The organism is Aeromonas sp. ASNIH7, assembly GCF_002903485.1.
Taxonomy (GTDB): domain Bacteria; phylum Pseudomonadota; class Gammaproteobacteria; order Enterobacterales; family Aeromonadaceae; genus Aeromonas; species Aeromonas caviae.
In genome coordinates, this window is sequence record NZ_CP026226.1 from 611,898 (window position 1) to 625,622 (window position 13,725).

The window sequence follows — 13,725 nt, forward strand, 5'->3', positions numbered from 1 at the left end:
GCGCAGATCGCCCCCAATATAGGGAAGACAACGGACTGTCTGCACGAGGAACCCAATGGACTCGCTCTACGCCGTGGTGCTCTTTGCCATCTCGGCATCGGTCACCCCCGGCCCCAACAACATCATGGTGATGAGCGCCGGCGCCAGCGTCGGGATACGCAAGAGCCTGCCCCTGCTCATGGGGATCTGCGTCGGCTTCACCCTGATGCTGTTGCTGGTGGGGCTGGGCTTTGGCCAGCTCTTTACCCGCTTCCCCGAACTCCACATGTTCATCAAATGCGCGGGCACCCTCTATCTGCTCTATCTTGCCTGGCTCATCGCCCGCCCGACGGACGGGATGGCTGACAGCAACGGGACCCGCCCGTTCGGCTTTTTCAAGGGAGCCCTGTTCCAGTGGGTCAATGCCAAGGCCTGGGTGGTTGCCACCGGCGCCATCGCCGCCTTCACCAGCGCGGGGAGCGACCCCTTTGAGCAGCACCTCGTCATCGCCCTGACCTTCTTCATCGTCTCTTTCCCCTGCGTCGGACTCTGGCTCCTGTGCGGTTCCCTGCTCAAGCGCTGGCTGGCAAACGATCTTGCCCGTCGCCGCTTCAACCAGGTGATGGCAGCCCTGCTGGTACTGTCAGTGGTGCCCGTCATTCGCGAGATCCTGATCCCCGCCTGAGACGCCGGGACTCCCCTTTCCCTTGACCCGACGGACGGCCGTCGCAAAGGAGATGCAATGCAACAAGTGGTCTATGTGGCCAACCCGGTGAGCGGGTTGATCCATGTGTTTCGCCTCGAGGCAGGCACCCTCGCCCCGCTGCAGGAAGTGCAGACCGGCGGCGAGGTGCAGCCCCTGGTCATCAGCCCGGACCGGCGCTGGCTCCATGCGGGGGTGCGCCCCGATTTTCGGGTGCTGAGCTTCCCCATCTCCGCCGATGGCCGGCTCGGGGCGCCGACCTCGGCGCCGCTGCTCGGCAGCGCCTCCCATACCTGCACCGATGGGAGCGGCCGCCTCTTCTTTGCCGCCTCCTACGCCTTCAACCACGTCACCGTCTCCCGCCAGGATCAGGCGGGCCGGATGCAGCCCCCTCACCAGCGTCTCGACGACCTGATGGCGGCCCACTCGGTCACCTGGCTCCCGGGGCAAAACGGGGAGCAGGAGCTGCTGGTGGCCTGCCTGAAGGAGGACAGGGTGCGCCGCTTTGCCCTGGTGGACGAGAAGCTGGTTCCCCATCCCTTGGGGGACATTCACACCGCCCCCGACGCCGGGCCCCGCCATCTGGCACTGCACCCGGACAACGGCGATCTCTATTGCCTCAACGAACTCGATGCCACCCTCAGTCGCTACCACAGGGAGGCGGACGGACAGATTGTGGCGCGCGAGAGCCTGGACATGCTGCCCCCAGGCTATGAGGGGGAGCGCTGGGGCGCCGACCTGCACCTGACCCCGGATGGACGTTTTCTCTACACCAGCGAACGGGCCAGCAGCCTACTCACCCTGTTCGGCGTCTCCCCCCAAGATGGCGCCCTCACCCCCCTCGGCCACTTCCCGACCGAGGCCTGTCCCCGGGGCTTTGCCATCGACCACAGCGGCCACTGGCTCATCGCGACCGGGCAGCAATCCCATGAGGTGGCACTGCATGCCATCGACCCCGAAAGCGGCCAGCTCACCCCTGGCCCACGGAGCGAGGTGGGCAAGGGGGCCATGTGGGTGAGGGTGCTCGCCCTCCCCTGAGATGGCAAAAAACGGGCATAAAAAAAGCCATGGCACTGCCATGGCCTGCGTGAGCCGGCCCCCTCAGGAGCCGGTCACCTCCTTCAGGAAACCGGTGAAACGCTGCCAGGACTTGGCATCGGCATCGGCGCGGTAGTTGTCCGAGCCAAAAACGCTGAACGCGTGGGGGGCGCCGCTGTAGCTGGTCGCCTCGTGCTTCACCCCGGCGCTCTCCAGCTCGGCCACCAGCGCCGCAAACTGACCCAGAGAGACCGCCTCGTCGGCGCTGCCGTGCTGGACAAGCAACTGTCCCTTCGCCTCTTTGTAGTCCTGCCCGGCCGGGGTCTCCAGCCCGCCGTGTACGCTCACCACCCCTTTGAGATCCGCCCCGCTGCGGGCCAGCTCCAGCACGGCGGCGCCGCCAAAGCAGTAACCGAGGGCCACCGCATTGTCGAGCCGCCCCCCCTGCCTGCCCGCCTCCGCCAATCCCCCTTGCAGCAGGGAGCGCATCCTGGTCCTGTCCTGATAGAGGGCCCCGGTGAGGCGCTTCTTGTCTTCCACCGTGCCCGGCCTGACCCCGGCACCGAACAAATCTACGGCAAAGACACTGTAGCCCAGGGCCACCAGCATCTCGGCCCGCTTGATCTCGTAACCGTTGAGCCCGTCCCAGTCGTGCACCAGCACCACCAGAGGGGCATCCTTGTCGGTACCCGCCAGGTAATAGCCCTCGAACGGCTTGCCTTCGACCTCGTAGCGCACCGCACCGGCCTCGGCCGCGCCGCTCCCCATCAGCCCCAGCAGGGCCAGGATCCATGCCCTCTTCATCCTTTCGTCCTCTCCCGTCAATGGTGCCCCTGAGTGTAGCCGCTTCACATGGGGAGCCCGGGTTCAGTGGTACGCAGGCCAAAAGAGAGAGGCCACCCGAAGGTGGCCTCTTTTTCATCATCTCAACGTACAGCAAGCCAGGCGCTTAATCCTTGGCGCTCTCCATGGCACCCTCTTCGGAGTGCTGGGGCAGGATGAGGTTGAGCAGGATGGCTGCCACCGAGGCCAGGCCGACACCCGCCAGGGCGAAGTCGCCAATCTTCATCTCCAGGGCGCCGACACCCACGGTCAGGGTCACCGCCACGATGGCGATGTTGCGGGACAGCCCCAGATCCACCTTGGACTCCACCAAGGTCTTGAGACCGATGGCGGCGATGGATCCGAACAGCAGCAGCATGATGCCGCCCATCACCGGCATGGGGATGGAGGTGAGCAGGGCGTTGAACTTGCCGAAGAAGGCCAGAATGATGGCGAACACCGCCGCCCAGGTCATGGTGACCGGGTTGAAGTTGCGGGTGATCATCACGGCGCCGGTCACTTCCGCATAGGTGGTGACGGGGGGACCACCGATGAAACCGGCGAAGCAGACGCCGATGCCGTCACCGGCCAGGGTTCGGTGCAGGCCCGGATCCTTGGTGTAGTCCTTGCCGGTCACCCCGCCGATGGCCAGCACGCCGCCGATGTGCTCGATGCAGGGGGCGATGGCCACCGGCAGCATGAAGAGGGCCGCGGCCCAGTTGATCTCCGGGGTCTCGAAGTGGGGCAGCGCCAGCCAGGGGGCGTTGACCATCCCATCGAAACTCACCTGGCCCATCAGCACGGCAGAGACATAACCGGCGATGACACCGCACAGGATGGGGATGAGCTTGATCCAGCCCTTGCAGAACACGGCGGCAATCAGGGTGACCGCCAGCGAGATCCCCGCCAGAGTCAGCGCCGTGGTGGCAGGCACCACCTGCTCACCGCCGGCACGGCCCATGGCCATGTTGCAGGCTACCTGAGCCACCGACAGGCCGATCACCATGATGACGGGACCGATGACCACGGGGGGCAGCAGCTTGTGCACGAAGCCCATGCCACGAGCGCGGATGATGGCCGCCAGGATGAAATACATGAAGCCCGCGGCAAACAGACCGAACATGGTGGAGGGCAGGCCCCAGGTCTGGGTGGCATAGATGATGGGGGCGATGAAGGCGAAGCTGGAGCCGAGGAAGATCGGCACCTGACGACGGGTGCAGAGCTGGAACAGCAGGGTGCCTACACCGGCGCCAAGCAGGGCCATGGAGGGGTTCAGACCGGTGAGCAGGGGCACCAGCACCATGGCACCGAAGGCGACAAACAGAATTTGCAGCCCGGCGACGCTTTGCTTGACCAAGGAAAACATGGGTATCCTTAATTTTTTGATAACTGACAGGGATATTTGACACTTTTCAGTCATCACAAGACGTTTTCAAGGCAGCCAACGGGCCAAACGGCGTCATTTGTTGCCTTTTACTGCTTGGGGAGGGCATGAAACTGGCTTTTTAGGCGGGATTCGCTGCTACAAGCATCGAGGAAGCGATTTTACGCACTTTTATGGCCAACGCCAATCGTTTTTCCGGCAAGTTGACATGACAAGGCTTTCAACTGGTCGACGCAGATATTGCCCCAATCCCCTCTCTATACTCGAAGGCGTGACCCCACACCGACAAGGAGTTCCCCATGTCACTGCCCTCGTTCAAACCCAGCCAGCGCCGGCTGCTGCTGGGCTCGGCCATCGCCCTGGCCCTGTTCGCCACCCCGCTGAGCTATGACTTCGACCACCACCAGTGGCAGGTAAACCAGGCCCATGCCAAGTCTTGCTTCATTGCCGGTACCCGCATCCTGATGGCCGATGGCTGCGAACGCCCCATCGAGACCCTGCGGGTCGGCGATCGGGTGCGGGACAGGCACGGGCAGAGCAACCGCATCCAGGCCATCGAGCGGGTGGCGCTGGGGGCGCGCAGACTCTACGGGCTCAATCATCTGCCCCCCTTCTTTACCGCCGAGCACCCCTTCCTCACCACCCGGGGCTGGGCGGCCATCGCACCGGCCATGACCCGCACCGAAAACCCGGCCCTCGCCGTGCTGCCGCTCTTTACCGGCATGCACCTGCTGGGTTGGTCAGAGGGGGGCAGCGCGGGCAACCTGGCGCTGGCGCCGCACCCTGTCGAACTGCCGGTGGCCTCCCTCTCCTGGGTTGATGCCCCGCCCGCCACAGCGCTGTTCAACCTGATCCTCGATGGCAGCCACAGCTATGTGGCCAATGGACTGATCGTGCACAACAAAGGGGGGGATGGCGGCAGCAACAGCAGCGGCGGAGGCAGCAACAGCAGCGGCGGAGGCAGCAACAGCAGCGGTGGGGGCAATAGTAGCCACAGTGGAAACAATAGTGGAAATGGAGGCGATAGTAGCCATAACGGAAACAATGGCGGGGACGACAGCGGCCACGGCGGCGATGACCGTGGTCAGGGCGAACATGCCGGTGGCGACCAGCACGCTGGCGGCGATCGCCACGGCGGTGGCGACAAACATGCAGGCGGGGAGCGTCATGCCGGTGGCCGGGTGGACGACAACGGTGTGGACGCCGTCGACGCCAATGGCAACAAGCTTCGGGGCGATGGCAGCGTGGATGACAACGGTGTGGACGCCGTCGACGCCAATGGCAACAAGCTTCGAGGCGATGGCAGCGTGGACGACAACGGTGTGGACGCCGCCGACGCCAATGGCAACAAGCTTCGGGGCGATGGCAGCGTGGACGACAACGGTGTGGACGCCGTCGACGCCAATGGCAACAAGCTTCGAGGCGATGGCAGCGTGGACGACAACGGTGTGGACGCCGTCGATGCCAGTGGCAACAAGCTTCGGGGCGACGGCAGCGTCGATGACCGCCTGGTGCCCCCGCCCGCTCAATAGGTGGCAGCGTCCTGCCCCGCACACACAGCAGGGCGGAAAACAGAGAGGGTGGCCTGGGCCACCTTCTCTTTTTCTATGGCATCGTCATGCCCGCGACACGTGCGGGCAGGTCGCACCTCAGACCCGGCGATAGGGCAGGTAGACCGGCTCCCACATATGGCTCAGGATGTGCTCTTGCAGATCCTGACCGATGAGCGGATGGGAGGGATCCCGGCGCACGATATCCTTGAGCACCGCGGTCGCCACGTGCACCGAGATGTTGCGCAGCTCGCTGATCCTCGGGTAGACGGTGCCCCGGGCGAGATCCGCCTCGCTCACGCACTCCGCGAGCGCAAAGGCGGCGGTAGTGAAGATGTCCGGGCTTATCTCGCGGATCTGGCTGACGATGGCCGCCAGCCCCACGCCGGGGAAGATGAAGACGTTGTTGCCCTGACCGATGCGATAATCCTGCCCCTCATGGTGCACGTCCTTGAACGGGCTGCCGGTGGCGACGATGGCGCGCCCCTGGCTCCAGCGGAAGATGTCTTCCGGCAGGGCCTCGCAGTTGGCGGTGGGGTTGGAGAGGGGGAACACCATGGGGCGCTCGCAGTGAGTCAGCATCAGCTGGATGTGCTCCTCCTGGAAGGCGCCGCCGGCGCCGCTGGTGCCGAGCAGCACGGTGATGGGCACGTGGCGCAGCACCTCGGTCAGCCCCGCCTTGCCCTGCAGATCCCACTGGGCCAGCAAGAGGCCCGGCTTGGCGTAGCGGCGCTTGTACTCATCCAGCCCCTCGCGGTTGTCACACACCAGCCCCTGGGTATCCAGGATGTAGATGCGATCCCGCGCCGCCTGCGGGTCAAGCCCCTCGCGGATCATCCCCGCGCAGATCTGATCCGCCACCCCGACCCCGCCAGCCCCGGCCCCGTAGACCAGGTAGTGCTGCTGGCCCAGGGTTTCCCCCTTGGATTTGACGGCCCCTATGATGCCCGCCAGCACCACGGCCCCGGTGCCCTGGATGTCGTCGTTGAACGACGGCAGCGCCTGCTGATAGCGGGCCAGGTTGTTGAAGGCGTTGGACTTGCTGAAGTCCTCCCACTGCAGCACGGCGTTGGGGAAGTGGCGCTTGACCCCGGCCACGAACTTGTCGATGAAGTCGTCGTACTCCTTGCCGCGAATGCGCCTGTGGGGCTGCCCCAGGTACATGGGGTCATCCAGCAGCGCCTGGTTGTCGGTGCCCACGTCCAGCGCGATGGGCAGGCAGCAGGCGGGGTGGATGCCCGCCCCCAGGGTATAGAGGGCGAGCTTGCCGATGGGAATGCCCATACCCCCACCCCCTGATCGCCTATGCCGAGGATCCCCTGGCTGTCGGTCACGACGATGATGCGCACCGCCTTGGCATCCATGTGGCGGGCGAGGGAGCCCATGTCATCGACGTTCTTCGGGGTGATGTAGAGGCCGCGCGGCTTCTGGAAGCGGTGGCTGAACTCCTGGCACGCCTTGCCCACGGTCGGGGTGTAGATGTAGGGGGTCATCTCCTCCACGTGGCGGGACAGGAGGGCGTAGAACAGGGTTTCGTTGCGATCCTGCAAGGCTCGCAGGTTCTGGTACTTCTCGATGTCGCTGCAGGCGCTCAGGAAGGCCTCATAGACCCGCTCCAGCTGGGCTTCGAAGGTCTGCACCTGAGGCGGCAAGAGGCCGCCCAGCTCAAAATCGGCCCGCTCCTGTTCGGTGAAGGCGGTGCCCTTGTTGAGGTTGCGATCGTTGAGCAGATTGGTGCCCGTCAGCGCAACGGGGCGAAAATCGTGACCCTGTGCATCTTTCCACAGCAGATATTGTCCGGTAGCCATAGTCATTCTCTTTGATTTACATGAAGTTGCCATCAGGCAGGAGAGCAAGGCTCAGAATGCTGGGGATCATATGACGTTTGCCGATCCGGTTTTGTGAGCTTGGACAAACCCTGCGGCCAAAGGCGCCTTTACCGGGGCAGCCGAAGGTTGCTCCCGCGCCCGCCTTGGCGCAAGATCCCGACACGCCCCTGTGGGCATCCCTTTGCGAGCAACGGAGCACCATGACCCCTTCCTCTTCCCCCGTTTTTCTCGTCAGCGGCGTCATCCTAGCGGGCGGTCGCGCCACCCGCATGGGGGGCGATGACAAGGGCTGGGTGCCCCTCGCGGGCACTCCCCTGATCGAACACGTGCTGACCCGCCTGCGCCCCCAGGTGGACGAGGTGCTGATCAACGCCAACCGCAGCCAGGCTCGCTACCGGCAGCTTGCTCCCGTCATCGGAGATGCGCAGGCCGACTTCCAGGGGCCGCTGGCCGGCATGCTGGCGGGGCTGACGGCGGCCCGTCACGACTGGGTGCTGTTCGTCCCCTGTGACGGCCCCGCCCTGCCCCTTGATCTGATGACCCGCTTTCGCGCCGCCATCACCCCGGACACCGATCTGGTGGTGGCCCACGACGGGGAGCACCTCCAGCCCGTGGTCGCCCTGCTGCGTCGCGCCCTGTGCCCCTCCCTGAGCCAGGCGCTGGCGGACGGGGAGCGCAAGACCGGAGCCTGGTTTGCCCGCCACCGGATGGCGGTAGTGCCCTTTGCCGATCTGCCCGACGCCTTCGTCAACCTCAACAGCCCGGCCGAACTCGCCGCCTGGGAGGCGAGGCTGCGGGAAGGGGGCGCGCCATGAGCCCCCTGCCCCTGCTCGGCTTCGTCGCCTGGAGCGGCACCGGCAAGACCACCCTGCTGGAGCGCCTCATCCCGCGCCTGGTGGCGCGCGGTCTGCGCCTCGGGGTGCTCAAGCACACCCATCACGCCTTTGACATGGACCAGCCCGGCAAGGACAGCCACCGCCTGCGCCAGGCGGGCGCCACCCAGGTGATGGCGGCCTCCGACCGGCGCCACGCCCTGATCCGGGAGACCCCGGAGGGGGAGCCCCCCTTCGAGGCGCTGCTGGCCCGCTTCGATGCGAGCGCCCTGGATCTGCTGTTGGTCGAGGGGTTCAAGCACAGGCGCTTTCCCAAGGTGGAGCTGTATCGCGCCGCCATCGGCCGGCCCCTGCTCTTCCCCGATGATCCTGACATCGTCGCCCTCGTGAGCGACGCCCCCCAGGCCACGACCCTGCCCCGGTTCCCCTTCGAGGATCTGGAGGCCATCGCCGACTTCATCTGCGCCCGGTTGCCCCCGCACGCCCCCCGTCAGGCCCCGCCGCCCCTTCGCCTCTGCGCCCGGCTGCTGGCGGCCCTGCCCCCATCGGCAGAGCAGGGCGTTGTGCCCGGCTTGCTCAGTCAGGACGAGGCGGGCACCCTGCTGGTGCGCCCGGTGGATGGGGGCCACGACAGTGCCAACTGCCGCATCGAACGGGCGCCGGGTAGCGCGGCCCTTCCCCCGGCGAGCGGGTCATGGTGCGCCTGCCGACAGGTGCGCCCCCATGAACCGGAGAAACGACGCAGGTCAAGGCGAATGCCGTCCCCCTTGCTATCCTCACAACCCTGACCCGAGATAAGAGAACGCCCTTGCGCCTCAATGCCCCGCTCTCCCGCTTCGATCTGCTCATCTATGGCCGCTACCGCCTGGTCCACGGCCTGCGCATCGCCCTGGCCTTCACCCTCACCTTCCTGCTGACCCGGGAGCTCAAGCTGCCGGAGAGCACCTGGCCCCTCATCACCCTGGTGGTGGTGATGGGCCCCATCTCGTTCTGGGGCAACGTGCTGTCGCGCGCCCTGCAACGGGTGGTGGGCACCGTCTTTGGCGCCGCCTGCGGGGTGGTGGCCCTCTATCTGGAGCTCTACTCCCTGCCCCTGATGCTGGCCTGGTGCTGCGCCATCATGTTCCTGTGCGGCTACCTGGCGCTCGGCAAGCGCCCCTATGTGGGGCTGCTCATCGGCATCACCCTGGGGGTCATCGTCGGCGGGGTGCCCGGGGACATTGAGACCGCGCTCTGGCGCAGCGGCGACGTCATCCTGGGATCGGTGCTGGCACTGCTGTTTTGCAGCATCTACCCCCAGCGGGCCTATACCCACTGGCGTCTGCAGATGCACGACACCCTGCAGCAGGCCGGGCGGCTCTACCACACCCACCTCTCCCCCAACGTGCTGGAGCGCCCCAAGCTCACCCGAAGCCATGCCCGCCTGCTCGCCAAAATAGTCAGCCTGCGCCCCCTGCTGGCCCCGGCGGTCAAGGAGACCCGCCTTGGCAGCCCGCTGTTCGAGGCGACCCAGACCACCCTTCGCAACAGCGTCTGTACCCTGGAGATGCTGGCCAACACCTATTGGCGGGATCGTCAGAGCCACTTCCTGATGCAGAGCCACCCGGGGCTTCGCGCCTGCCAGCAGGCGACGGAGTCGGTGCTCACCGAACTCGCCCTCATGCTCAAGAGCGGCGATACCACGGCGGCCGACCAGGCCATCGGCCGCCTGCAAGAGGCCGCCGCCAGGCTCGATGGGGACGCAAGCCAGGCGCCAGGCCAGGGACACGACCCCACCCTTGGCGGCTACCTCTGGCTCAATCTCCATCTCATCGAGCAGCTCGCCCACCTCCATCGCCTGCTGGGGCTGGTGCTGCAACCCTATGCCAAGCCCTCGGCCCGCCCCTGATCGCGCCGCCTGCAACCGCCCACAAAAAAGCCCCGCCGATGCGGGGCTTGTTTGTCTCGGGCTCGCTTCTTAGCTTGCACGAGCCAGGGGCTGCTCCGGAGTGAGGTAGAGGGAAAAGTCCTCTATCCCCGCCTTCAGGGCGGCAAAGCAGTCGGGGTCGATGGCCGTGCCCAGGTTTTCCGCCATCATCTCCAGGGCACGTGGCACCGGGATGGCATCCCGATAGGGACGCTTGGCGGTGATGGCATCGAAGATGTCGGCGGTGGTGATAATGCGCGTCTCCAGGGTGATCGCTTCCCCCTTGAGCCCCTTGGGGTAGCCCTTGCCGTCGAGTCGCTCATGGTGGGCGCCAGCCACTTGGGCCAGCTCCTCGAAGGCGCCGATGCGGCTCAGGATCTCCTCGGTGTAGGCGGCATGCATCTGCACCGCCGCCCACTCCTGCTCGTCAAGCTTGCCCGGCTTGTCGAGGATGGCGTTGCTCACCCCGAGCTTGCCCACGTCGTGGAGCAGGGCACCCCGCTTGAGCCAGCGTCGCCGCGGCTCGGACATCCCCATCTGGGCGGCGAGGATGTCGGTATAGAGCGCCACCCTGCCGCTGTGCCCCGCGGTATAGGGGCTCTTGGAGTCCACCACCTGGCCGAAGGCCGCCGCTATCTCGTCCAGATAATCCTCATCCAGCGCCACCTCCCCCTGCCCCGCCGGGTGGGCGAAGACCCGCTCCGCCAACGCGGGATCCGCCAGTCCTTGCCAGAAGGCGTCGTCGGCCAGCGCCTCGAAGGCCTTGACCAGGGCGGGATCAAACCAGTTGCCGCTGCGCTCGCGCAGCTCCCTCATCGCCGCGTCCGGCCCGGCGGCGGCGTGAAACACGTCCACCACCTGACAGAGCAGGGCGATGCGGGAGAAGAGCGGGATGGCCTCTCCCGCCAGTTGTTGCGGCCGCCCTTTGCCGCTCCAGTGCTCATCCAGGGAGAGGATCCCCTGGGCCACCTCGTCGCTGAAACGCAACTGGCGGGCGATGTCCGCCCCCCGGTGGCAGCGGGTCAGGATCAGCTCGTTGGCTATCTGATCCCCGTTGCGAAAGATGTGGAACAGGCTGCGAAAACGGCCCAGCAGATCCGCCTGCAAGCCGGTGTGGCCCAGCACGAAGTTGACCACCTCGGAGAGGGAGCCATCCACCAGCTTGAAGTCGCGCTTGAAGTGAAGATCGTCGGTGAGATAGAGCTCGCAGATGCGGGCGGCATTGCTGCTGCACCCCAGATCCTTGAGCAACAGGGTGTAGTAGAGGTCGTGGCGCTGCCGGGCATCCAGTCCCAGTTGCTCCCCCAGACGAGAGCCTATCCAGCAGCAGCGGATGCAGTGGCCTCTCGGCTGCCCTTCCGTCATGTCCAGGGCATGGCTGAGAGAACCAATCAGCTCTGCCAAACGCAATCCATTTACCGTCATAGCCCACTCCCTCTACATCGGGGCGTACTTGCCCGCAGGCATGTATAGCATTTGTTGGGAGTAAAGGATCAGGGGCGCGACAAATTATGCCTGCACCGCTCCCCGACTTGCCGCCGCATCGCGCTGCTCGCGGCTCAGGGTCGAGACCAGTCTGTCGTCCAGATAGAGATCCAGTCGCTCCCCGCGCATCTCTCCCCGCATCAGGCTGCGCTGACCGTCGATGTAGTGGATCTCCATCTGGGCGGTGCGCTCGTCCGGGTAGCTCACCTGTACCTCGCGCACCCCTTGGGGCAGCAGGGCCAGCGGCACCTGGTTGAGAGCAGGATCCAGGTGCTGGTTCACCTTGATGATCGCATCGCTCTTCTGATCCACCAGGGCGGGCGCCTTGCCGGTGATGGGGTTCTTGCCGGACCAGAATTCGATGGTGTTGAACACGAAGAGATCCGCCGTGGCTGCCAGGCCATAGACGGGGGAGAGCAGCACGAAGACGCCGGCACGGCCGTAGCGGTTGTCCACCACGCTGAGGTTGCCCTTGGTCACCATGGAAGAGAGGCCCATCTGACCCATGCAACCACCGAGCCCCAGGCTCGCCCCCACTCCCAGCAGCAGGGCCAGTGCCCTTCCTCTCTGTCGTACTGCCATTGTTGTCTACCTGCTCAATAAAAAGGAGGCGGCAGCCTAAACAAGGGGGCCGGGCGGCACAATGACGAAGGGGGGCGTCATACAGCCAGGGTTCAGCCTGGCCGTCCGATCGCTCACTCTGTTGGCAATCTTGCGGTCAGCCCCTCAGATGGAGAGGGCAGACACCGTCTGGGAGACCCTGTCCGCCTCCTGGTGGATCTCGCTCATCAGCTTGTCCACCCCGGCGATCTGCTGCTTGCCGAGTTCGGCGCTGCCCGCCACCCCGGCCATGTCGTCGGTCACCCTGGCGGTCAGCTCGCGGTTCTTCTGCACCACCCTGGCGATCTCGTCGGTAGAGAGCGACGTGCGGGCGGCCAGCTGGCGCACCTCGTCCGCCACCACCGCAAACCCGCGCCCCTGCTCCCCTGCCCGCGCCGCCTCGATGGCGGCGTTCAGGGCCAGCAGATTGGTCTGATCGGCGATGGCGCTGATGGTCGAGACGATGGCCTCGATGCTTCTGGACTGCTCGTTGAGTTGGCCGATGAGGGCGATGGCCTCATCCACCTGGGAGGCGATGAGGGAAGAGGTCTGCACCACGGCGCGCAGCAAGCCCGCCCCCTCCTCTGCGCTGTGCAGGGTCTCCTGGGCGGTGCTGTGGGCCAGGCGGGCGGCCTCCCGGGTCGCGTGGTTCTGCTCGATGCGCGCGGTGATGTCACTGGCGAACTTCACCACCCGCACAACCTTGCCGCTGCCATCCCGGATGGGGTTGTAGGTCGCCTCCAGCCAGACGGCCTGCCCCCGGCTGTTGTGGCGCATGAAGAGGCCGGATTTGAACTGACCCCGGGCCAGTTCTTCCCAGAAACGGGGCTGCTCGCGCAGAAAGGCCTCGTCACAGAAGATCCTGTGGTGCCTGCCCGCGATCTCACTCAGGGTGTAACCCATGACGCTCAGGAAGTTGGCATTGGCATGGATAATGTCGCCGTTCGGGGTGAACTCGATCATGGCCCGGGAGCGGTCCAGTGCCTCGGTCAGCGCCTCGAGCCGCCCAAGCCGCTGGTGCTGTTCGGTGACGTCGCTGGCAATCTTGAGTACCCGAGTCACCCGGCCCTGGTGCTTCACCGGGAAATAGGTCGCCTCCAGCCAGCGCGTCTCCCCCTGCCGGTTCACGCGCTCGAAGGTGCCTGACTGCACCTCCCCCTGAGCGAGACGCCGCCAGAACTGGCGATAGTCACCGGACTCCCCCCAGGCCCTCGGACAGAGCTGGCTGTGGGGCTGCCCAATCAGTTCGGCGGCACCATATCCCATCAGGGCCAGGAAAGGGGGGCTCGCCTCCTGGATGATCCCCTCCGGGCTGAAGATGACGGTGGCGGCACCCGCCTTGATCGCCTCTATGATGCCCTGCTCCTCGTCGAGCCGGGTCTGACATGCCTGCAACTGCGCTTTGAGCTTCTGATTGAACATGACACTTCTTCCTCGTTGACCATCCCCATGGGCACCACGGCCTCACCCACAGAGGGTATCGGCACCGCCAGCGCCGACATAAGTGGTCGGACGACTGAAACGAATGGAGCGCGCAGTGTATAGAAAAGCGGCGATGCCGCCAAGGGCTCCCAGTACGCAGCCCTTGTGAAAGAG

At 65.7% G+C, this 13,725-nt stretch carries 10 protein-coding genes and 2 pseudogenes; 6 read left to right on the forward strand and 6 right to left on the reverse strand.

The features are described from left to right. The first annotated feature begins 55 nt into the window (after window positions 1-55). Together C2U47_RS02700 and pgl are read left to right on the forward strand one after the other, a co-directional pair. Window positions 56-664 (forward strand): LysE family translocator, encoded by a 609-nt coding sequence (locus tag C2U47_RS02700; RefSeq protein ID WP_010673613.1) that lies wholly within the window; start codon window positions 56-58, stop codon window positions 662-664. Window positions 665-721: 57 nt separating this feature from the next. Beyond that, complete coding sequence (gene pgl / locus C2U47_RS02705; RefSeq protein WP_010673612.1) at window positions 722-1,720, forward strand: 6-phosphogluconolactonase; 999 nt, start codon at window positions 722-724, stop codon at window positions 1,718-1,720. Window positions 1,721-1,783: 63 nt separating this feature from the next. Here pgl and C2U47_RS02710 read toward each other — a convergent pair whose 3' ends face one another. Both C2U47_RS02710 and C2U47_RS02715 read right to left on the reverse strand, forming a co-directional pair. Further along, the gene (locus C2U47_RS02710; RefSeq protein WP_010673611.1) at window positions 1,784-2,524 is read right to left on the reverse strand and encodes a dienelactone hydrolase family protein; all 741 of its coding nucleotides are present in this window, start codon (window positions 2,522-2,524) and stop codon (window positions 1,784-1,786) included. A 145-nt stretch (window positions 2,525-2,669) separates the two neighbouring features. Then, window positions 2,670-3,908: a uracil-xanthine permease family protein gene (locus C2U47_RS02715; RefSeq protein ID WP_010673610.1), complete on the reverse strand. Its 1,239-nt coding sequence runs from the start codon at window positions 3,906-3,908 to the stop codon at window positions 2,670-2,672. Between the two features lie 317 nt (window positions 3,909-4,225). Between C2U47_RS02715 and C2U47_RS02720 the strand changes: the two genes are divergently transcribed. After that, on the forward strand, window positions 4,226-5,458 hold the full coding sequence (locus tag C2U47_RS02720; RefSeq protein ID WP_111896439.1) for a Hint domain-containing protein: 1,233 nt from the start codon (window positions 4,226-4,228) through the stop codon (window positions 5,456-5,458). A gap of 117 nt (window positions 5,459-5,575) precedes the next feature. Here C2U47_RS02720 and C2U47_RS02725 read toward each other — a convergent pair. After that, window positions 5,576-7,284 (reverse strand): annotated as a pseudogene (locus C2U47_RS02725) (NAD-dependent malic enzyme). Between the two features lie 221 nt (window positions 7,285-7,505). Here C2U47_RS02725 and mobA point away from each other — a divergent pair. From mobA to C2U47_RS02740, 3 genes and pseudogenes are all read left to right on the forward strand, one after another. Beyond that, window positions 7,506-8,120, forward strand: coding sequence for a molybdenum cofactor guanylyltransferase MobA (gene mobA, locus C2U47_RS02730; RefSeq protein WP_010673605.1), 615 nt, complete (start codon window positions 7,506-7,508; stop codon window positions 8,118-8,120). After that, a pseudogene (gene mobB, locus C2U47_RS23590) lies at window positions 8,117-8,632 on the forward strand (molybdopterin-guanine dinucleotide biosynthesis protein B); the annotation flags it as partial. The gene mobA and the pseudogene mobB, both read left to right, overlap by 4 nt. Window positions 8,633-8,946: 314 nt before the next feature. Beyond that, window positions 8,947-10,026 (forward strand): FUSC family protein, encoded by a 1,080-nt coding sequence (locus C2U47_RS02740; protein WP_045523960.1) that lies wholly within the window; start codon window positions 8,947-8,949, stop codon window positions 10,024-10,026. 69 nt (window positions 10,027-10,095) lie between these two features. Here the strand turns inward: C2U47_RS02740 and C2U47_RS02745 are convergent, their stop codons facing one another. From C2U47_RS02745 to C2U47_RS23595, 3 genes are all read right to left on the reverse strand, one after another. After that, window positions 10,096-11,469 carry an HD-GYP domain-containing protein gene (locus C2U47_RS02745; protein WP_029314031.1) on the reverse strand — a complete coding sequence of 458 codons (1,374 nt, stop codon included), beginning with the start codon at window positions 11,467-11,469 and terminating at the stop codon, window positions 10,096-10,098. An 84-nt stretch (window positions 11,470-11,553) separates the two neighbouring features. Then, window positions 11,554-12,111 (reverse strand): DUF3332 domain-containing protein, encoded by a 558-nt coding sequence (locus C2U47_RS02750; protein ID WP_010673601.1) that lies wholly within the window; start codon window positions 12,109-12,111, stop codon window positions 11,554-11,556. Between the two features lie 144 nt (window positions 12,112-12,255). Further along, window positions 12,256-13,551 (reverse strand): methyl-accepting chemotaxis protein, encoded by a 1,296-nt coding sequence (locus tag C2U47_RS23595; RefSeq protein WP_010673600.1) that lies wholly within the window; start codon window positions 13,549-13,551, stop codon window positions 12,256-12,258. Between the last annotated feature and the right edge of the window lie 174 nt (window positions 13,552-13,725).

Bases quoted from the DNA above. Each gene is read 5' to 3' on its own strand.
- C2U47_RS02700 (WP_010673613.1), top strand. From the start codon at position 56: ATGGACTCGCTCTACGCCGTGGTGCTCTTTGCCATCTCGGCATCGGTC.
- pgl (WP_010673612.1), top strand. From the start codon at position 722: ATGCAACAAGTGGTCTATGTGGCCAACCCGGTGAGCGGGTTGATCCAT.
- C2U47_RS02710 (WP_010673611.1), bottom strand. From the start codon at position 2,524: ATGAAGAGGGCATGGATCCTGGCCCTGCTGGGGCTGATGGGGAGCGGC.
- C2U47_RS02715 (WP_010673610.1), bottom strand. From the start codon at position 3,908: ATGTTTTCCTTGGTCAAGCAAAGCGTCGCCGGGCTGCAAATTCTGTTT.
- C2U47_RS02720 (WP_111896439.1), top strand. From the start codon at position 4,226: ATGTCACTGCCCTCGTTCAAACCCAGCCAGCGCCGGCTGCTGCTGGGC.
- mobA (WP_010673605.1), top strand. From the start codon at position 7,506: ATGACCCCTTCCTCTTCCCCCGTTTTTCTCGTCAGCGGCGTCATCCTA.
- C2U47_RS02745 (WP_029314031.1), bottom strand. From the start codon at position 11,469: ATGACGGTAAATGGATTGCGTTTGGCAGAGCTGATTGGTTCTCTCAGC.
- C2U47_RS02750 (WP_010673601.1), bottom strand. From the start codon at position 12,111: ATGGCAGTACGACAGAGAGGAAGGGCACTGGCCCTGCTGCTGGGAGTG.
- C2U47_RS23595 (WP_010673600.1), bottom strand. From the start codon at position 13,551: ATGTTCAATCAGAAGCTCAAAGCGCAGTTGCAGGCATGTCAGACCCGG.